General features: G+C 68.5%; 14 protein-coding genes and 1 riboswitch. Of the genes, 4 read left to right on the plus strand and 10 right to left on the minus strand.

Annotated features, from left to right (window positions below; genetic code table 11):
- Nucleotides 1-21 precede the first annotated feature (21 nt).
- A riboswitch (cobalamin riboswitch) is annotated at nucleotides 22-230 on the minus strand.
- An 894-nt stretch (nucleotides 231-1,124) separates the two neighbouring features.
- The 3 genes from EDC64_RS13015 (at nucleotide 1,125) to EDC64_RS13025 (ending at nucleotide 5,379) form a co-directional block, all read left to right on the plus strand.
- Nucleotides 1,125-2,447 carry an aminotransferase class I/II-fold pyridoxal phosphate-dependent enzyme gene (locus EDC64_RS13015; protein WP_165933749.1) on the plus strand — a complete coding sequence of 441 codons (1,323 nt, stop codon included), beginning with the start codon at nucleotides 1,125-1,127 and terminating at the stop codon, nucleotides 2,445-2,447.
- Nucleotides 2,448-2,816: 369 nt separating this feature from the next.
- Nucleotides 2,817-4,499, plus strand: coding sequence for an FAD-dependent oxidoreductase (locus EDC64_RS13020; protein ID WP_132031968.1), 1,683 nt, complete (start codon nucleotides 2,817-2,819; stop codon nucleotides 4,497-4,499).
- A gap of 70 nt (nucleotides 4,500-4,569) precedes the next feature.
- Nucleotides 4,570-5,379 (plus strand): IclR family transcriptional regulator, encoded by an 810-nt coding sequence (locus EDC64_RS13025; RefSeq protein WP_132031970.1) that lies wholly within the window; start codon nucleotides 4,570-4,572, stop codon nucleotides 5,377-5,379.
- A 4-nt stretch (nucleotides 5,380-5,383) separates the two neighbouring features.
- Here EDC64_RS13025 and EDC64_RS13030 read toward each other — a convergent pair whose 3' ends face one another.
- The 10 genes from EDC64_RS13030 to EDC64_RS13075 form a co-directional block, all read right to left on the minus strand.
- Nucleotides 5,384-6,223: an HTD2 family dehydratase gene (locus EDC64_RS13030; RefSeq protein ID WP_132031972.1), complete on the minus strand. Its 840-nt coding sequence runs from the start codon at nucleotides 6,221-6,223 to the stop codon at nucleotides 5,384-5,386.
- A gap of 7 nt (nucleotides 6,224-6,230) precedes the next feature.
- Complete coding sequence (locus tag EDC64_RS13035; RefSeq protein WP_132032059.1) at nucleotides 6,231-7,391, minus strand: acyl-CoA dehydrogenase family protein; 1,161 nt, start codon at nucleotides 7,389-7,391, stop codon at nucleotides 6,231-6,233.
- 148 nt (nucleotides 7,392-7,539) lie between these two features.
- The gene (locus EDC64_RS13040) at nucleotides 7,540-8,253 is read right to left on the minus strand and encodes a class I SAM-dependent methyltransferase (RefSeq protein WP_245504681.1); all 714 of its coding nucleotides are present in this window, start codon (nucleotides 8,251-8,253) and stop codon (nucleotides 7,540-7,542) included.
- Between the two features lie 118 nt (nucleotides 8,254-8,371).
- Nucleotides 8,372-9,508 carry a DSD1 family PLP-dependent enzyme gene (locus EDC64_RS13045; RefSeq protein ID WP_245504686.1) on the minus strand — a complete coding sequence of 379 codons (1,137 nt, stop codon included), beginning with the start codon at nucleotides 9,506-9,508 and terminating at the stop codon, nucleotides 8,372-8,374.
- Entirely contained in the window at nucleotides 9,459-11,174 is a 1,716-nt protein-coding gene (locus EDC64_RS13050) for an amidohydrolase (protein WP_132031978.1), read from the minus strand. Before EDC64_RS13050 ends, EDC64_RS13045 begins: the two co-directional genes overlap by 50 nt.
- An 8-nt stretch (nucleotides 11,175-11,182) precedes the next feature.
- Nucleotides 11,183-12,721 (minus strand): gamma-glutamyltransferase family protein, encoded by a 1,539-nt coding sequence (locus EDC64_RS13055; protein WP_132031980.1) that lies wholly within the window; start codon nucleotides 12,719-12,721, stop codon nucleotides 11,183-11,185.
- The gene (locus tag EDC64_RS13060) at nucleotides 12,718-13,515 is read right to left on the minus strand and encodes an ABC transporter permease (protein WP_132031982.1); all 798 of its coding nucleotides are present in this window, start codon (nucleotides 13,513-13,515) and stop codon (nucleotides 12,718-12,720) included. The genes EDC64_RS13055 and EDC64_RS13060 overlap by 4 nt, the downstream gene beginning before the upstream one ends.
- Entirely contained in the window at nucleotides 13,512-14,504 is a 993-nt protein-coding gene (locus EDC64_RS13065) for an ABC transporter substrate-binding protein (RefSeq protein ID WP_132031984.1), read from the minus strand. The genes EDC64_RS13060 and EDC64_RS13065 overlap by 4 nt, the downstream gene beginning before the upstream one ends.
- Nucleotides 14,505-14,519: 15 nt before the next feature.
- Nucleotides 14,520-15,287, minus strand: a complete 768-nt coding sequence (locus EDC64_RS13070; protein ID WP_132031986.1) for an ABC transporter ATP-binding protein — start codon at nucleotides 15,285-15,287, stop codon at nucleotides 14,520-14,522.
- The gene (locus EDC64_RS13075) at nucleotides 15,284-15,994 is read right to left on the minus strand and encodes a GntR family transcriptional regulator (protein WP_132031988.1); all 711 of its coding nucleotides are present in this window, start codon (nucleotides 15,992-15,994) and stop codon (nucleotides 15,284-15,286) included. Before EDC64_RS13075 ends, EDC64_RS13070 begins: the two co-directional genes overlap by 4 nt.
- 324 nt (nucleotides 15,995-16,318) lie before the next feature.
- Here EDC64_RS13075 and EDC64_RS13080 point away from each other — a divergent pair, with 324 nt between their 5' ends.
- Complete coding sequence (locus tag EDC64_RS13080) at nucleotides 16,319-19,105, plus strand: [protein-PII] uridylyltransferase (RefSeq protein ID WP_132031990.1); 2,787 nt, start codon at nucleotides 16,319-16,321, stop codon at nucleotides 19,103-19,105.
- Nucleotides 19,106-19,108: the final 3 nt, after the last annotated feature.

Below are 19,108 nucleotides of genomic sequence, written 5' to 3' on the forward strand. Positions count from 1 at the left end.
CACCCCGCCCGACGTGCTCGCGCGTGACCACGGCTGACGGCAGGTCTCCTGGCTCGCGGGTCACCATGCAATCGTCGCCTTCCCAGGCCGAGGCCCAGTGGCTGATGACGACGCACTCGCCGCTTACAGTTGCGGGGGCAGCCGCGGCATCGGGCACGATCCATTCCGGACCCCGCCCCCACCGCGTTCCCTTTTGATCCCGTGAAGGAACCGTCCCGCCGAGGCTAGGCGGTTCGGGTCGGCGGCGTCAACATGGATTTGGGCGCGCGGGGGATGGGGGATATTGCGGCGCTGCGCTTTCTCTACGGGCCGCGCTCCCTGGCTTTGGTCGGCGCTTGTGCCGCTACGATTGGTGTAACGGTGTCGCCGGTCTCGCAAAGGCGGTTCGTCTGGCGTGCGAACCGCCGCCTCCGCAGGCTTTGCCGCGCGCCGTCAAGGAAATCGATGCGCTGGCGGCAACCGGCACGAAGGCGATCCTGTGCCATGCCGGAGCGACTTTGCCAGTGCCCCCAGCCGCCCGCGGGCAAGGGATTGTCGACCCTTGAGAAGAACATGGCGCAGAGGGTCTGCCTGCTCGCGCGATGACCGTTCCTCCCCGAAACACCCAACAGAGCCCGCCGGCTTCCCTCCTGGGGGAAAGCGCAGAATCACCCCGAAGCTCACGAGGCATGCCTCAAAGCGGCGCAATACTCCATTTGGAGTATGTGGTCCTTTTGTGAGATCTGTATCTTCCTGCACAGACGTTTCAATTTGCCCTCATCTTGGAGCAGCGAAATGAGAAAGGCATTATACGGCCTCTGGCTTGCGCATGTCTGCTTGTCCATTACGATAATTTCGGCGCCAAGCTTGAGTTTTGCTCAAAATCTTCCCTGGCCCCCGAAAGGATATAAGGAAGTTTCCTATGAGACTGACTGGATCGGCGGGAGCGCGAGAGAGATACAGTGCGCTGGTTTTGCTGCAAAAAACTACCCAGGAAAAGCGTATCGCATAATTGATTCATGGGAAAAGACCAGCTGGGAAAATGAAATTTTAAGGATAGGGGCAAGATATAAATATGGATGCAAATTTATTGTAAAACTATAGTACCGTTTTTACAAAACCGAATATTAAGATATGGGCGCCCCATGAGACAATACATCGCGAGGGATGTAAGATTTACATCAATACCCAACATTGATCCATCGGACAGAAATATTATCGCCCGCTGGGCGGCTGTCGGCGATTACTTTTTGGTGCGCGGCGCGGCGGGCCTGGACCCGTATCAGAAGGTGGCTGATGGCCCCATCGGGCCGGAAATGCGCGGCTTCCTGCGAGACGGAACACCAATTTCAGGTGTAAATTTCGCGAGTCAGGATTATCTCTCATTGGCGAGCCATCCCGACATAGCAAAAGCCGCGATTGGCGCAATTGAGGCGGTCGGGGTCCATAGCGCTGGATCGGCGGCATTGATGGGCAACACATCGATGTCGGTCGCCCTTGAAAATCGCTTGGCTCGGTATCTCGGCTACGACGTCTGCACCCTGTTTCCAATTGGCTGGGCTGCTGGCTATGGCGTCATCAAGACCCTGATTCGGGAAACGGACCACGTTGTGATCGATGTCCTGGCGCATGCCTGCCTGCAGGAAGGCGCCAACGCGGCGACCGCCAATGTGCACCGTTTTCCCCACCTGTCGACCGACGGCGTGGAGAAAAGGCTCAAACGTATCCGGGAGAGCGATCCCAAGGCCGGCATTCTCGTCGTCACCGAAACCTTGTTCTCTATGGACAGCGATGTTCCGGACATCGCTGCCGTGCAGGCCCTCTGTAGACAATACGATGCCACGCTTCTGGTAGACTGCGCCCACGACCTCGGTGCCCTGGGCGAGAACGGACACGGCGTTCTGGGAAGCCAGGACATGGTCGGCAAGGTCGACATTCTAATGGGCGCCTTCTCCAAGACGTTCGCTTCGCCTGGTGGATTCGTCGCCTGCAATGATCTGGGTCTGAAGTTTGCCCTTCGGTCGAGTTGTGGCCCATCGACGTTCACCAATGCAATGACACCGATTCAGGCCGCGGTCATCGATGCGGCCTTGACCATCATTGAGAGTGCTGAAGGCAAAGGCCGTAGGTTTCGCTTGCTGTCCAATGCAACATCGCTGCGGAATCGGCTTTCCGACGCGGGTTTCAAGGTTATGGGGCAGCCAAGCCCGATCGTTCCGGTGGCTCTGGGGAACGCCTCGGTCTCCCGATTGATGACGAAGTATGCCGCCGAAATGGGCGGGATCGTCAACCTGGTCGAATTTCCCGCCGTGGCCCGCAACGCCTGCCGCTGGCGGATGCAGGTCATGGCGGATCATACGGATGAGCATATCCGGGCCATGACGAATATCGCCGTCCGGGCAAAAGACCACGCGCTCGCACACGAAGAAGAGCTGGATCGGTTCGATGCCGATACTTTGGTGATCTGATCTCGCTCAGAATTGATTGCAGCCTTTGCGCGGCCGAACGCGTGCTCCCGTGTGGCATGCAGGCCGCCCACATTCCATTCCCTTCGAGGCCGCGACTTTCAAACTCCCCGCCCCGCACAGCGGCTGTCTCCGGCGACTCCGCCCCCCTTTCACACCGCGAAACCCCACCCCCCATCGCGAAAACCACGCCCGAAAAGCGCCGTTTCAGCGCAGCCGTAACAGATGTCGGCCGGGTTCGGGCGTTTGATGCGCCTGTTCGGCCCGTCTTCGGGGCGGAACAGCGGGACTAAGGGGGCTGTTCCGGCGGGGTTTGCAGGCGGCGCGGTCCGCGATATCGTGAACCGGTGTTTCACAATACCGAAAATCGCCATGCGGACTGACACCCCGACCGAACCCGACGTCCTGGTCATCGGCTCCGGCGCGGGCGGCCTCGCCGCCGCTCTGTTCTGCGCCCGCAGCGGCCTCTCGGTCCAGGTGATCGAGAAGGACCGGGCGATCGGCGGCACCACCGCGATTTCCGGCGGCATGGTCTGGATCCCCGACAATCCCCTTATGGCGCGCCACGGCCGGCCGGACACGCCGGCGGCGGCGGCGCGCTATCTCGCGCACCTCGGCGTGCCCGACACCCCGCAGCTCCAGGCGGTTCTGGCGGCCGGCCCGGAGGCGATCGCGGCTTTGGAGGCCGGCGGCCTCGTCCGTTTCCGGCCGGTCCTGACCTATCCCGACTATTATCCCGATCTGCCCGGCGCCACCTTGGGCGGGCGGGTGCTCGAACCGCTGCCGTTCGACGGCGCCGCGCTCGGCCCCTGGTTCGCCCGGCTGAAGCCGCCGCTGCCGGCCTTCACGTTGCTCGGCGGCATGATGGTCGACCGCGCGGACATCCCGCATTTCCGCCGCGCCGGCCGCTCGCTGCCCGCTTTCCTGCGGGTCGCGCGGCTCACGCTGCGCCATGCCCGCCAGCGCCTCGCGCATCCCCGCGGCACCTCGCTCGTGCTCGGCAATGCTCTGGTGGCGCGGCTGCTCGCGGCCGTTCTGGCGGCCGGCGGGCGGGTCGAAACCGGCGTTTCGGCGCGCGCGCTCGTGCAGGCGGACGGCCGCGTGCGGGGCGTCGTCCTCGAAGACGGCCGGACCCTGCGGGCCCGGCGCGCCGTGGTGCTGGCGACCGGCGGCTTCCCCCACGATCCCGCCCGCATGGACCTGCTGCCGCCGGCCGCGCGGGGCCGCTCGGCGGCCGATCCCGGCGCCGGCGGCGACGGGCTGCGGCTCGGCGAAGCGGCCGGCGCCAGGGTGCGCGCGGGGCCGCACGGCAACGCCTTCTGGGTGCCGGTCTCGCTGCCGGACGGGGCCGGCGCGGGCCGCCCGCATCCCCACACCGTCACCGACCGCGGCAAGCCGGGCGTGATCGCGGTGGACCGCCATGGCCGCCGCTTCGCCAACGAGGCGCGCTCCTACCACCAGTTCGTCGAGGACATGCTCGCCGCCGAAGCCGCCGGGCCGACTTTGCCCTGCCACCTCGTCTGCGACGCGCATTTCCTGTGGACCTACGGCCTCGGCACGATCAAGCCGTTCGCGCTCTCGACCCGCGCCGAACGGCGCACCGGCTATCTCAAGCGCGGCGCGACCCTGGCGGCGCTGGCCGCCGCGATCGGCGTCGATCCGGCGGCGCTGCAGCGCACCGTGGCGGACTTCAATGCCGCCGCCGCTTCGGGGGCTGACCCGGCCTTCGGCCGCGGCGGCGACGCCTATCAGCGGGCGATGGGGGATGCGGCGGTGACGCCCAATCCCTGCGTCGCGCCGATCCTGCGGCCGCCTTTCTATGCCGTCGCGCTCCATCCCGGCACGCTCGGCACCGCCGCCGGGCTGGCGGTCGATCCGGCGGCCCGCGTGCTCGACGCCGCCGGCCGCCCGATCCCCGGCCTCTATGCCGCCGGCAACGACGCCGCCTCGGTGATGGGCGGGCGCTATCCCGGGCCGGGAATCACGCTCGGTCCGGCGCTCGCTTTCGCCTTCCTCGCGGCCCGCGCGATCGCCGCGGAGGGGCCGCCGGGTTGACGGCCTGGCGCAATGCGTTATTTCATAATGTGAAAGGCGCGGCGTCTGACCCGCCGCCCGAGGAGCTCCCATGCTGCGCCCCCCCGCCTCCCCCCCCGCCGACCCCGAACCCAAAACCGGCGGCGTCCAATCCCTGGAGCGGGCGTTCGGGATCCTGGAAGAGGTGGCGCGGCACCGTCAAGGGATCAGTCTCGCGGAGCTCGCCAAGGCGATCGGGCTCCACAACAGCACCACCTTCCATCTCGCCAAGACCATGGTGAGCCTCGGTTATCTGCGCCAGGAGCGGGACACCAAGCGCTATCACCTGGGCGGCATGGTGTTCAGCCTCGCGGCCAATGCGCTGAACGAGATCGAACTGGTCGGCGTCGCCACCCCGATCCTCGAACAGATCGCCCGCGACACCGGCGAGACCGCACATTTCGCCCTCCGCTCCGGCGACGACGTCGTCGTGGCGGCGCGAGCGCTCGGGCCGGGCGCCTTCCAATTGGTCGACCGGGCCGGCGGACTGCGCCCGGCGCACTGCACGGGCCTTGGAAAGGTGCTGCTCGCCGCGCTCACGCCGGAGGCCTTCGAGGCCTATCTGGCGACGGCCAAGCTCGATCCCTGGACGGCGAAATCGATCACCGACCCCGCGGAATTGCGCGCCGATATCGAGCGGGTCCGCAAGCACGGCGTCGCTTATGACGACGGGGAATTCGACACCGAGGTCCGGTGCATCGCCGTCCCCGTGCGCGACTTCACCGGCCGCACCATCGGCTCGCTCGGCATTTCCGGGCCGATCTGGCGCCTGACGCTGCAACGGGTCGAAGAGAAGCGCGCGATCCTGCTCCAGGCGGCCGACAAATTCTCCAGCGAACTCGGCCATCCCGGCGGGCGGTGAGACCTCAGCGCGCTTCGGCGAGCATGCAGGGGCGCGCATCCCGGTCCGCGGTCCACAGCTCGAACCCGTCCCCGGCCGGCACCGCGTTCAATGTCATCGGCGCGCCGTCGAACACCGGCCGCACCGAGCGGAAGGCGAAACGGACCGGAGCGCGGCCAAGCAGCCGCCCGGCGAGTTCGCACAGCAGGGTCGCCTGAAGCGGCCCGTGCACCACGAGGCCGGGATAGCCCTCCTCCGCGACGCAATAGGATCGATCGTAATGGATCCGGTGGCCATTGAAGGTCACGGCGGAATAGCGGAACAGCAGAACCGGCGAGGTCGCGATGCTCTCCTGGACTGCCGGCGCGCGCGGCGCCTCCGCCCGGCCGGCACCGCCGGGCGCGGCCTCCACACTGCGATAGACGAGGTCCTGCCGCTCGGTCAGGGCGCTGCCGCGCGCGGTGGCATAATCGTGCTCCACCGTGACGAAGCACAGCTTTCCGGTCCGCCCCGCCTTCACGGCGACGTCGGCGATGCGCGAGGTGCGCCGCACCCGGTCGCCGACCCGCAGTGGGTCGTGGAAGGTGAGCAGACCGCCCGCCCACATCCGGCGCGGCAGCGGGACCGGTGGCAGAAAGCCGCCACGTGCCGGATGGCCGTCGGGGCCGAGGCCGGCCGGGCGCACGGCGGGCGGCGCGAGGCACCAATGGGCGGTCAGAGTCGCCGCCTCCCCGTCGGCGGGATCGCCGGGCTCGCGGTCGAGGATCACCCGCATCTCGCGCACGGCGCGGGGGGTGATCAGATCGTCGGCCGTTTCGGTGCGGCCGATCCATTGGCGCAGATGGTCGAGGTCGAGAGCGGGCATGGGCGGCTCAATAGGAGCGGGGAAGGCCGAGCACATGCTCGGCGATGTGGCTGAGGATGAGATTGGTGGAAATCGGCGCCACCTGATAGAGCCGCGCCTCCCGGAACTTGCGCTCGACGTCGTAATCCTCGGCGAAGCCGAACCCGCCATGGGTCTGGACGCAGGCCTCCGCCGCCGCCCAGGACGCTTCGGAGGCGAGCATCTTGGCCATGTTCGCCTCGGCGCCGCAGGGCTTGCCGGCCTCGAACAGAGCGGCGGCGTCGCGCACCATCAGATCGGCGGCGCGCATCTGCGCATAGGCCCGCGCGATGGGAAACTGGATGCCCTGATTCTGGCCGATGGGCCGCCCGAACACCACCCGCTCGCGGGCATAGGCCGTCGCCTTCTCGATGAACCATTTCGCGTCGCCGATGCATTCTGCGGCGATCAGGATGCGCTCGGCATTCATGCCGGACAGCACATAGCGGAAACCCTTGCCCTCCTCGCCGACGAGGTTTTGGGCCGGCACCCGCACATCGTCGAAGAACACCTCGGTCGTGGCGTGGTTCATCATGGTTCGGATCGGGCGGATGGTGAGCCCGCCGGCCGCGCGCGCCTCGCGCATGTCGAGCAGGAAGATCGACAGGCCTTCGGTGCGCTTCGCCACCGCCTCGCGCGGCGTGGTGCGGGCGAGAAGCAGCATGAGATCGGAATGCTCGGCGCGGCTGGTCCAGATCTTCTGGCCGTTGACCACATAGACGTCGCCCTCGCGGCGCGCCGTGGTCTTGAGGGCGGTGGTGTCGGTGCCCGAGGTCGGCTCCGTCACGCCGAACGCCTGGAGGCGCAGGGCGCCGGAGGCGATGGCCGGCAGATACTGCACCTTCTGGGCAGGGCTGCCGTGCCGCAGCAACGCACCCATGATGTACATCTGCGCATGGCAGGCCGCGCCGTTGCAGCCGGAGCGCTGGATTTCCTCGAGAATCGCCGCTGCCCCCGACAAAGGCAGGCCGGCCCCGCCATAGGTTTCGGGGATCAGAGCGGCGAGAAAGCCGGACGCGGTCAAGGCATCGACAAAGGCCGTGGGATAGACCGCATCGCGATCCAGCGCCCGCCAATAAGGACCGGGAAAATCGGCGCACAGGCGCCGCACCGACGCGCGGATTTCGCCATAGGCGTCGTCCGCATCCATTGCTGAGGTCACGTCATCGCTCCCTAACGTTCTGCTCTTGGCGCCGCCGCTCCCGCATCGCCGCTTCGGGCCGGACGCGACGTGCACGCTGTGCCGCGGCGTGCCGCCGAGCGCCCTTATAACGGACGGCGCCGCGTCCGGAATGGCGTCAGCCGCGGCTGGACCGCAGCAGGTGCACCCGATGCGGCTGCGAGAGGCGGAAGCCGCCCGCGACCGGCACGCCGAACTGCGCGAGAAGGGCGCCGACCTGCGGCTTCTCGCGAACGGCGCGCGGGCCGCGCGCCGGATCGACCGCCACCGCCCGGGCAAGGAAGGCATCGACATCGGCGACGATGCGGGGATCGTCATAGTCCCCACTGGACACGGGCGACAGCAGGCCGGCGGAAACCGCCTGCGCGATCGCGGCCTGCGCGGCGGCGCGGATCGCGGTCTCGTCCTCGATCGGCAGCATCGTCTGGAAGGACGGCCCCTCCGCCAAAGGTTCGACGATCAGAACGGTTCCCCGCGCCACCCGCGCGGCTTCCGCCAAGGCCTGCGCCATGTCCTGCTCCGGCACGTGGTGGAGCGAATTGAGGAACACCACGCGGTCGAACTGCGCATCTGCAAACGGCAAAGTCTCCGCCGTCGCGCGCAGGAAGGTGGCCGCCGGCGCCCGGCGGCGGGCCGCCTCGAGCGCGGTCTCCTGCGGGTCGATGCCAGTGACGCGCGCACCCGCATCGCCGAGCGCACGGGCGAGCGCGCCGCCGCCGCAGCCGACATCGAGGATCGCCGCGTCGGCCACCGGCGCGAGCGCCGTGCGGACGACATCGAGGGTGGAAAGCTGCGGCCGCGCGCCTTCCGCACCGATCGGGGACAGATTCATGGGAATGCCGTTTCCATCTTCGCGGCACGTGCCGCGCCGCATCACTTTGCCCGCCGGCACCGCGGCGCGCAAACCGGGCAGACGGATGGCCGCCGGAGCCGCACGGGGCGTGGCCGCCTCAGTCGAACCGGCCGCGCGCGTCCACCGCCCACCGGGCGATGCCGCCGTCGGCGGCGACGACAAAAAGCCGGTCATGCAACGCTACGGTGGTGTCGCAATGGCTCGGAACCAGTTCGACCGTGTCGCCGACGGCGAGATCCAGCGGGCCGCCGTCGCGCCGCGCGAGCGTCCCGTGCTCGTCGCCGGCGAAGTCGAACACGAGGTCGTCCCGCCCCATCACGGCCGGCAGGCCGGAATCCGAGCTGATCGCCTTCCAGCCGGCATCGACGATGGCGCGGTCGGGACGTACGCGGCTGACCACCGTCGTCAGCACCGTGAGCGCGTTTGCGAAGGGCGGCGGTGCGCCGGCGCCGTCCCAATCGAGGCCGAGATAGCTCGTATCCATGAAGACGTAGCTGCCCGGCTGCAGCTCGGTCAGAAGATCCCCCGCAAGATCGAAGGCGAGGCTGCCGGTCCCCCCGCCGGTCAGGATTCCAACCGGAAGGCCCGCCGCCCGCACCGCATCGGCCGCCACGGTGAGGAGATCGGCCGCCCGCGCGATCGCCGCCTTGCGTTCGGCAAATCCGCCAATGCCCTGGGCGCGGCCCTGATAGCCCTGGAGGCCGGCGAAGCGCAGCGCCGGAAAGGCGCCGATGAAGGCCGCGAGATGCGCCGCCGCCGGACCCGGGGCGACACCGCAGCGGTCCTGTCCGACATTGACCTCGACCAGCGTCTCCAGCACCACGCCCGCAGCCGCGGCGGCCGCGGCATAAGCAGCGATGCAGGCCTCGCTGTCGGCGACGGCGATCACCCGCGCCCGGGTCGCGAGCGCGGCGAGGCGGCGCGGCTTGCCCGCCCCGACCACCGGCGTTGTGATCAGAAGGTCGGCAATGCCGTGATCCGCCATCGCCTCGGCCTCCGAGAGCTTGGCGCAGGACACGCCGACCGCCCCCGCCGCGATCTGCCGGCGGGCAATCTCGGCGCATTTGTGGGTCTTTACGTGCGGGCGCAGACGCTGGCGGCGGCCCGCGCACGCCGCGGCCATAGCGGCGATATTGGCGTCGAGACCACGGGCGTCGACCAGCAAGGCCGGCGTGCCGATCTCCTCAGACAGGGATCGGCCTGCCTTCGGCAGCGGTCCAGCCGGGACGTTCATAGACAATCTGGCCTCCAACCATGGTCATCAATGCATGGATTTCCGGGATGCGCGCCTCCGCGACGCTGAGCGGGTCCGCGCTCAGAACCGCGAGGTCGGCCACCATGCCCGGCGCGAGAGCGCCCTTGACGTCCTCCTCGAAGGACAGGCGGGCGCCGTTCACGGTCGCGCAGCGCAGCGCCTCGCGGCGGGTGATCGCCTGGTCCGGCACCACCGTCTCCTCGCTGTAGAGGCTGGTGCGCGACACCGCCTGCCAGACCGGCCAGAACAGCGAGGTCGGCACATTGTCGGTGGCGAGGGCGACGGTGACGCCGGCATCGATGAGGTCCCGCAACGGAACGATCTCGCGGTGACGCTCGGGCGGAAGGCGCCCCTTCAGGAGATGGCCCTCCTTGTAGACGTAGCGGTTCGTGTGGGTGGTGATCACCAGCCCCATGCGTGCGATCCGCTCGATGTCGCGCGGGCTCAGGGTGGAGATGTGGCCGAGAATCCAGCGCCGCCCGGCAAGCGGGATTTCCCGGTCGACCTCCTCCAGAAGGTCGATCATGTTCGGCCAGATCGCGATCGCACGGATGTCGTTGCGGGCACAGGCCAGAAGGATCGCTTTGGCGCGCTCGCGGTCGACGGCGGTGTCGTAATTGAACCCGGCCCAGCCGGTATAAGGCAGCGCCTCGGCCCGCAGCGCATTGTTCAGTGTCGGCTCGATATCGACGAACAGGCCGGCGACGCGCAGCATGCCGTCGCCGAGCGCGGGCTCGCCGAGCGCCCATCCGAACGCCTCGAGGAAGGCATCGGGATCGACCGGGCCGATTGCCCGCCAGTTCGGGCTGACGACGAGGGACGTGCGCATGGTGAGCGTGCCGGCGCGATGCGCGTCCTTATAGGCGCGGATCAGTTCGCTCGCCGCGCCGTGCTCCTCGAAAATGCTGGTGGTGCCGACCGCATGATAGGCCCGCGCCCCGGCCGGGATCGCGGCGACACGGTCGGCATGGCTGAAGCCGGGGATCTGCCGGAAGTACAGGAGTTCCGCGATCGGCTGCAGCTCCCATTCCCGGAAGATGCCGGTGGGCTCGCCCGCGGAATCGGTCTCGATCTCCATCTGCGCGCTCGGCGAGCGGGTGTCGCGGCTGATGCCGGCGCGGGCCAGAGCCAGCGAGTTGACGCAGGTGACGAGCGGCGTGGTGTGGCGCCAGAAGCCCCAGATCGGGCGGATGAAGACGGGATTGTGCGGCGCTGCCGCGTCGAGGTCGTGGCGGGTCGGCCAGCGGCCTTCGGCGAGACTTTCCGGGACGTTCCAATAATAAGGCGGATCGCCGATCGGCATGGTGACGATCCACTCGCCCGGCCGCTTGCCGCGGGCGAGATCGGCGATGCGGTCCTTGATGTCGGCGATCGACCGGGCACCCTCGAGGCTCGGATAGACCCGTTTCAGCCCCTCGCGATCCATATGAGCATGGCCGTCGACGAGGCCCGGCATCACCGCAGCGCCACCGAGATCGAGGATGCGGGTGCTCGGGCCGGCGAACGCCGCGGCCTCTTCATAGCTGCCGGCCGCGAGGATTCGGCCGCCGCCGACCGCCAGCGTATCGACGATGCGGTCCGCCGCGTCGAACGTCAGGATGCGGCCGTTGTGCAGGATCAGGTCGGCGGGGGACGCAGCGGACATTCCAAACCTCACAGAGCGAGCGCGAAGGCTTCGCGGCGATCGTCCGCGACTGCCGTGAGGCGCCCCTCGGCATCGCGCATCACCGCCTCGACCGAGCCGAAGAAGGGCGAATTGTCCGCGCCGCGCCCGACGGCGAGCCCCAGCCCGGCAAGCCCGTCCAGCGTCGCCTGCGGCATCGCCGCCTCGACGACGCTCGCGCCCGTCAGATCCATGCTCCAGCGCGGCAGGGCGGCCGCCGCCGCGAGCGAAAGGCCGTGGTCGGTCATCGCCTGGAGCACCTGGGTCAGGGTGAGCGTCTGGCCCGGCCCGCCGGGGGTGAGGAGAACATGGCGCAGGCGGCCTTCGTCGAAGGTCATGCAGGGATTCAACGTATGGGCCGGCCGCTTGCCCGGCGCGATCCGGTTGGGGTGGCCGGCGCGGGTGGTGAAGCCGATCATCCGGTCGTTGAGCAGGATGCCGGTTGCGGCATCGGCGACGGCCGCGCCATAGACCATGAACACGCTCTGGACGATGGCGGCGGCATTGCCGGCGGCGTCGGCGACAGCGACGACGGAGGTGCCGCCTTTATTGTCGGCTCCGGCCGCCATCTCGTCGGCGAAGCCGGCACGCAGCGCGGCGAGGTTGGGGGCGGCGAGCGGATCGTCGTCGCGCCCGCCGTCCGCGACCCAGGGCGCCCCCATGGCGAACGCCGCATGGGCGGCCCGGATCAGCGCCGCGAAACGGTCCGGCGCGAGCGGATCGAAATCGTCGAGCCGCCGGCTCTCCAGCGCCGCCAGTTGGAGCAGCATGTAGAGGCCGTAGGAATTGGGCGGCATCGCCTTGACTTCAAGGCCGCGGAAACGCGCCGCCAAAGGCGCGACCCATTCCGCGGAACAGGCGGCGAGGTCGTCGCGCGTCATCCAGCCGCCGCGTGCCCGGACGCAGGCGGCGAGCGCGGCCGCCGTCTCGCCGGTATAGAAATCTCGGGCGCCGGCCTTTGCCAGGCGCTCCAGGGTCGCGGCGAGCGCGGGCTGGCGCAGCAGCGCGCCGGGCGTCGCGGCCCCGCCGTCGAGGAACAGGCGCGCGGCGCCGGGGTCCGTCGCCAGCGCCGGAAAATAGAGGCGGGTTGCGGCGGCGAGATAGGGACTGACGGCGAACCCGTCCTGCGCCACAGCGATCGCCCGGGTGAACAGTTCGGCCCAGGGCCGGCGGCCGAACCGGGCATGCATCAGGTCCCAGCCCGCGACCACACCCGGCACGGTCGCCGACCGCGCGCCATGGATCGGGATGGTCTCGCCGAAGGCGTCCGGATCGGTGGCCTGCGGCGCGCGGCCCGAGGCGTTGATGCCGAAGGTGCGCCCGGACTTTGCCTCGTGGACCATGATGAAGGCGTCGCCGCCGAGCGAGCAGGCCTGGGGCTGCACCACTGTCAGCACGCTGGCACAGGCGAGCGCGGCATCGACCACGCCGCCGCCCTGTGCGAGCATCTCCCATCCCGCCACCGCGGCGGCGGGATGGCTGCACGAAATCGCGGCGACGCCGCCGGTGAGGGCGCGGAGCCGGCTCATAGGCCGGCTTCCTTGCGCCAGCGGAACAGATGACGCTCGGCCGGGCGGATCACGACGCTCTCGATCAAGGCGATGGTGGCGATCAGGATGACGGACCAGGCGATGACATGGCTCATCTGCAGGAGGTCGGCGGCGCGCACGATCATGAAGCCGACGCCATAAGAGGAGCCCAACGCTTCCGCGACCAGGCTGACCCGCGAGCCGAATCCGAAGGCGAGGCGTGCGCCGGAGAAGAAGTCCGGCAGCACGGCCGGCAGATAGACTTTCGCCAGCACCTTGTGCTTCGGCATATGGACCGAGGAGGCCAGTTCCAGCCAGTCGGCATTCACGTTCTTGGTGCCCTGCCAGACATTGGTGATGATCAGCGGCAAACCGGTCGTCAGCACGACGAAGATCGGCGTGGCGTCGGACAGGCCGAACCACACCACCGCCATCAGCGACCAGATGGCGGACGACACCGAATTCATCACCGGCAGGACCGGACTGAAGAAGGTCCCGAGACGGCGCGACGAACCGAGCAGCAGCCCGATCGGAACCCCGATCGCCGCGGCCAGGAGAAAGCCCACGACGATGCGGTAGAGCGTGGCGCCGAGATGGCCCCAGACCACGCCGGTGGTGAACAAGTGCTCGATCGCCGCCCAGGTCGCCGCCGGGCGCGGAAAGACATAAGACGGCACACCGCTGGCCGCGATCTGCCAGAGCAGCAGAAACCCGCCGGCCAGAGCGATCCGCTGGATGACCAGCGGAACGCCCTTGGCCGGCTTGCGGGGCGGTGGGACGGCAACGTCGGTCACTTGGCCGATCCCATGAGGGCCTTGGCCTTCTGATAGGGTTCGGGCAGGAAGACGTCGCGCGTCACCGTGCCGGGGAAATTGTCCTCGGCCTTGAAGACCTCCGCCATCTGCAGCAGGGACTGGATGTCGGCCTCCTCCAGCGAGGCGAAATAGTTCGATGTCCAGGCGGAGGCGTAGGCCGTCGCTTCCGCATCATTCATGTTGAGGCGCGTCTTCAGGATCGCCGCGACGTCGGCCTGGTGGGCGGCGCCCCACTTCACCGCCTTCATCAAGGCCAGCATGAATTTCACGGTGACCTCGGGATTCTTCTCGTTGAAGGCGGAATCGACCACGGCGACGCCGAGCACCGGCGGGGAATCCGCTTTGATCAGCTTCTTCCATTCCTGCGGCACGGTGCCGATCACGCGGACCTTCGCGGCGGGGCCGAGCTGGCGCAGCGTGATGGTGCGCATGAGGGCCGCCTGGATCTCGCCCCGCTGCATGAAGGTGAGGAGCTGCGCCTCGCCCGATGGCACTTGCTGGAAATCCTTGTCGGTCATTCCGTAATTGCGCTTCAGAATGGTCGCGACGAGGGCGTAGGCGGTGCTGCCCGGCGGGGTCGATCCGATCCGCTTGCCCTTCAGATCGGCGAGCGTCTTGATCGGCGAATCCTCGGGGACCACGAAGTTCGCGTCCGCGACGATGTCGGAGGCGATGATCTTGGCGGGCACCCCTTCCGCGCCGAGGCGCAGGCTCGGCACCGTGCCGCCGGCAACCGCGATGTCGATCGATTTCGAGATCAAGGCGCGGTTCACCTCGGCGAGCTTGGTGAATTGCACCCAGGACGGCTTCAGCCCCTCCTTTTCGAGGAACTTCCCATCCTCCAGCACGAAGCCGAGACCGGCCGAAACACCGCTGGCCCAATAGCCGACGCGAACCTCCTGGGCCGCGGCGAAGCCGGGAGCGAGAATGATGGCGACCGCCGCCGCAAGCGCCTTGATCCTGTGCATGTGATGTTCCCCTTTTTATGAGCCGATGAGGCTCTTGAGCCTGGAGACCACGGCCGCGCCCTCCGGCCCCGCAGTGTCGCGGGGACGCGGAAGATCGACGTCGAGCACGGTGGAGATGCGCCCCGGGCGGGGCTGGAGCACGATCACCCGGTCGGCGAGCGCCACCGCCTCGTCGACATCGTGGGTGACGAACAGGATCGACATGCCGAACAGGCCTTTGAGCCGGAGCAGTTCGCCGTGCATCTGGCTGCGCGTCATCGCATCGAGCCGGCCGAACGGCTCGTCCATCAGGAGCACGGGGGGATCGAGGACCAGCGACCGGGCGAGCGCGACGCGCGAACGCATGCCGCCGGACAATTGGTGCGGATAGCTCGCCTCGAACCCGGCGAGGCCGACCAGAGCCAGGGCCTCGCGGGCCCGGCGGTCGCGCTCTGAGCGCAGCACGCTCCCGGCCTCCAGACTGAAGGTGACATTGCGCAGCGCGGTGCGCCACGGCAGCAGCCGGTCCTCCTGGAACACGTAGCCGAGCGCGGTGGAGCCGTCTTTGCCCGGCGTCTTGCCAAAGACGGTGACCGTCCCGTGATCGGCGGATTGGATGCCGGCGACGATGTTCAGCAGCGTGCTCTTGCCGCATCCCGACGGACCGACCAGCGCGAGGACTTCGCCGGCATAGAGGTCGAGCCCGATGTCCTTCAGCGCGACGAGGTGGCCGGCATTGCCCTCGAACGCCTTCGTCACCCCGGACAGCGAGATGACGGTTTCACGGGCGCCGGCAGCCATCATCGCCCCGCGCCCGCGGCATGCGGAAGATCCTCCGCAAACAGTTCCTTCACCGTCGAGGGGAATTCGCCGAGCACGGTGCGCATCGCGGTTTCGGCGGCGAGCGGGTCGCGCGCCGCGACCGCGTCGGCGACCTTCAGATGGAGATCGACTTCCTTGCGCACGGCGTCTGCCGGCCGCCGCGGCAGCGCGTAATGCCAGAAGCGCAGCGCGCTGTTGTGCAGGGTCAGGATGCAGTGGGCGAGCCAGCGGTTCTGCGCGGCGGTGGCGAGCGCGCCGTGGAAGGCTCGATCGAAACGGATGATGGCGCGCCAGTCCTGATCCTGGATCGCCCGCTCGGCGTCGCGATAGGCGTTCTTCAGCGCCGCGATATCGGCGGGGCGGGCATTCTGCGCCGCGAGCGTCGCGCATTGGCCTTCGAGCTGGATGCGCAGCCGGAACACCTGCTGCAATTCCACGAAGCCGGGCGCCGCGACGAAGGAGCCGAGGCGGGGCCGACGATCGATCAGCCCTTCGAGGGCGAGCCGGTAGAGCGCGTCGCGCACCCCGGCCCGCCCGGCGGCATACGCGTCGGCCAACGTAACCTCGTCGATCTGTGCGCCGGGGCGCAGCTCGCCGCAGATGATGTCCAGCAGGATCTGCTCATAGACGCCGTCCCGCTTCAGGTCGGCGTCTGACCCCTCGTGAAACGTCAGAGATGGCGGCGTCATGCGTGCTCCGTGAAATGTTACGATATGACTATCGTGATCGATCTCGTGTGGCAACCACTTCAATCGAAGGTCGGCACCCCGAAGAGCGGGAGGCGTGCGCCTGCCGCCCGGGCGCGGCGGATTGGCGCGTCGCGACCGCCTGAAAAGACTGGCCGAGGGAAACCCCCACGACCGGCGGGCCCCATGGGGCGGAAGAGGCCGGGAGCATTTTCGCCGCAGCGCGCCATGACGGGGCCATCGGATTGGGGTACAGGGGACGATCCCGGTTTCGCGCTGGGCAAAACCCTTTCCCGAGTGGCGAACCGCCCGAGAGCCCCGCGACGCATGCCCCGGCTTCCCCGAACCATTTCCGAGCCGTTCCTCGGCACCCGTTTGAAGACCGAAGTCCTGGAGATCGCGCGGGCGCATGCCGGCCGGGACACGGAGCTGAAGCGGGCGGTGATCGGCCGTCTCAAGCAGGAAATGGCCGCCGTGCGCGCCGAAGCGGAGCGGCTCTTACTGGAGGAAGGGTGCGGGCGCTGCTGCTCGCAGCGTCTCTCCGCCTTTCAGGACGCGGTGATCGCCGCCGCGCACGCGGTCGCGACCACGATCCTCTATCCCGTCGACAAGCCATCGCGCGCCGAGCGCATGGCGATCGCCGCGGTCGGCGGCTACGGACGCGGCATGATGGCGCCGGGATCCGACACCGACATCCTGTTCGTCCTGCCCTACAAGCAGACCGCCTGGGGCGAGAGCGTCGCCGAGGCGATCCTCTATCTGTTGTGGGATCTCGGGCTGAAGGTCGGCCACGCCACCCGCTCGGTCGACGAGTGCGTGCGGCAGGCGCGCGCCGACATCACCATCCGCACCTCGATCCTCGAAGCCCGCTTCCTGGTGGGCGATCAGGAATTGTTCGAGGAACTGGAGCACCGCTTCGACACCGAAGTGGTCGAGGGCACCGCCGCCGAATTCGTCGCCGCCAAGATGGCCGAGCGCGAGGAGCGCCTGCGCAAAGCGGGCCAGTCGCGCTATCTGGTCGAGCCGAACGTCAAGGACGGCAAAGGCGGGCTGCGCGATTTGCACACGCTGTTCTGGATCGCCAAATACGTCTATCGCGTGCGCTCGACCGGCGAACTCGTCGCCAAAGGCGTGTTCACGCGCGAAGAGGTGCGCCTGTTCACACGCTGCGAGGATTTCCTCTGGTCGGTGCGCTGCCACCTGCACTTCCTGACCGGCCGGCCGGAAGAACGGCTGTCCTTCGACGTCCAGCGCGAGATGGCGGAGCGGCTCGGCTATACCGAGCATCCCGGCCAGCGCGACGTCGAGCGCTTCATGAAGCATTATTTCCTGGTGGCGAAGGACGTCGGCGATCTGACCGCGATCCTGTCCGCCGCCCTCGAAGCCCGCCACGACAAGCCGGTGCCCGGCCTCAAGGGCATGGTGGAGCGGCTGCGCAGCGGCACGCGCCGCACCAAGCTGAAGGACAGCGCGGACTTCATCATCGACCATGAGCGCCTGAACGTCGCCGACGATCAGGCCTTCGCCCGCGCGCCGATCAACCTCATCCGCATGTTCCACATCGCGGACAAGCGCGACCTCGCCTTCCACCCCGACGCGATGCGCCTCGCCGCCCGCTCGCTGAGCCTGATCGACGCCGGGCTGCGCGACGATCCCGAGGCGAACCGCCTCTTCATGGATGTCCTGTGCTCGAAGAACGCGCCGGAAACCGTGCTGCGCCGGATGAACGAGGTCGGCGTGCTCGGCCGCTTCGTGCCGGAATTCGGCCGGGTCGTCGCGATGATGCAGTTCAACATGTACCACCATTACACGGTGGACGAGCATCTGCTGCGCTGCATCGGCATCCTCTCGGAGGTCGAGCGCCGCACCAATCCCGAGAACGGGCTCGCCAATGAACTGATGCCCGGCATCAAGCAGCGCAATCTGCTCTATGTCGCGCTTCTGTTGCACGACATCGCCAAGGGGCGGCCCGAGGACCATTCAATCGCCGGCGCGCGCATGGCGCGGCGGCTGTGCCCGCGCTTCGGCCTGACGGCGGCCGAGACCGAGACCGTCGCCTGGCTGGTCGAGCAGCACCTCGTCATGTCGACGGTCGCCCAGTCGCGCGACCTGTCGGACCGCAAGACGATCGAGAATTTCGCCGCGGTCGTGCAGAATCTCGACCGGATGAAGATGCTGCTGGTGCTGACCACCGCCGACATCCGCGCGGTGGGGCCGGGCGTGTGGAACGGCTGGAAAGCCCAGCTTCTCAAGACGCTCTATTACGAGACCGAGCCGGTGCTCACCGGCGGCTTCTCCGAGGTCGATCGCGGCAAGCGTGTCCAGGTCGCCCAGGCCCAGTTGCGCCACGCCCTCGCCGACTGGACCGATGCGGACTTCGCCGGCTATGCGGCGCGCCATTACCCGCCTTATTGGCTGCGGACCGACCTCGACACCAAGCTGCGCCATGCCCGCTTCGTCGCCGAGACCGAGGCGCAGGGCGCCGCGCTCGCCACCCGCGCCGACCTCGAGACCGGCCGCGGCATCACGGAACTGACCGTGCTCGCGCCCGATCATCCCAAGCTGCTCTCGGTGATCGCCGGGGCCTGCGCCGCCACCGGCGCCAACATCGTCGACGCGCAGATCTCGACCACCACGGACGGGCTCGCGCTCGACACGATCGCGCTGCGCCGCGCCTTCGACCGGGACGACGACGAGCAGCGCCGCGCCCAGAAGGTGCGCGACGCGATCGAGCATGCCCTGACCGGCGAGGTGCGCCTGCCGGACGTGATCGCCCGCAAGCTGCCGAAGGGGCGCCGCACCTTCTCGGTGGAGCCGGAGGTCACCGTCAACAATGCCTGGTCGAACCGCCACACCGTGGTCGAAGTGTCGGGGCTCGACCGGCCCGGCCTGCTGTTCGAGCTGACGACGACCTTGTCCCGGCTCAATCTCAACATCGCCTCGGCGCATGTCGCGACCTTCGGCGAGCGGGCGGTGGACGTGTTCTACGTCACCGATCTGATGGGCGCGAAGATCACCGGCGCGGCGCGCCAGTCGGCGATCCGGCGCGCTCTGATCTCGGTGTTCGAGGGAACGTTCGACGAAGAGGAGCCGCCGCGCCGCCTGCGGGCCTGAGCG

This window comes from Aquabacter spiritensis, from assembly GCF_004346185.1.
Lineage (GTDB): Bacteria > Pseudomonadota > Alphaproteobacteria > Rhizobiales > Xanthobacteraceae > Aquabacter > Aquabacter spiritensis.

What these genes read in the sequence shown, in the direction of transcription:
- EDC64_RS13055 (WP_132031980.1), bottom strand. Translation starts at nt 12,721, where the DNA reads ATGAGCCGGCTCCGCGCCCTCACCGGCGGCGTCGCCGCGATTTCGTGC.
- EDC64_RS13070 (WP_132031986.1), bottom strand. Translation starts at nt 15,287, where the DNA reads ATGATGGCTGCCGGCGCCCGTGAAACCGTCATCTCGCTGTCCGGGGTG.
- EDC64_RS13030 (WP_132031972.1), bottom strand. Translation starts at nt 6,223, where the DNA reads ATGCCCGCTCTCGACCTCGACCATCTGCGCCAATGGATCGGCCGCACC.
- EDC64_RS13040 (WP_245504681.1), bottom strand. Translation starts at nt 8,253, where the DNA reads ATGAATCTGTCCCCGATCGGTGCGGAAGGCGCGCGGCCGCAGCTTTCC.
- EDC64_RS13020 (WP_132031968.1), top strand. Translation starts at nt 2,817, where the DNA reads ATGCGGACTGACACCCCGACCGAACCCGACGTCCTGGTCATCGGCTCC.
- EDC64_RS13025 (WP_132031970.1), top strand. Translation starts at nt 4,570, where the DNA reads ATGCTGCGCCCCCCCGCCTCCCCCCCCGCCGACCCCGAACCCAAAACC.
- EDC64_RS13035 (WP_132032059.1), bottom strand. Translation starts at nt 7,391, where the DNA reads ATGGATGCGGACGACGCCTATGGCGAAATCCGCGCGTCGGTGCGGCGC.
- EDC64_RS13050 (WP_132031978.1), bottom strand. Translation starts at nt 11,174, where the DNA reads ATGTCCGCTGCGTCCCCCGCCGACCTGATCCTGCACAACGGCCGCATC.
- EDC64_RS13080 (WP_132031990.1), top strand. Translation starts at nt 16,319, where the DNA reads ATGCCCCGGCTTCCCCGAACCATTTCCGAGCCGTTCCTCGGCACCCGT.
- EDC64_RS13075 (WP_132031988.1), bottom strand. Translation starts at nt 15,994, where the DNA reads ATGACGCCGCCATCTCTGACGTTTCACGAGGGGTCAGACGCCGACCTG.
- EDC64_RS13045 (WP_245504686.1), bottom strand. Translation starts at nt 9,508, where the DNA reads ATGAACGTCCCGGCTGGACCGCTGCCGAAGGCAGGCCGATCCCTGTCT.
- EDC64_RS13065 (WP_132031984.1), bottom strand. Translation starts at nt 14,504, where the DNA reads ATGCACAGGATCAAGGCGCTTGCGGCGGCGGTCGCCATCATTCTCGCT.
- EDC64_RS13015 (WP_165933749.1), top strand. Translation starts at nt 1,125, where the DNA reads ATGAGACAATACATCGCGAGGGATGTAAGATTTACATCAATACCCAAC.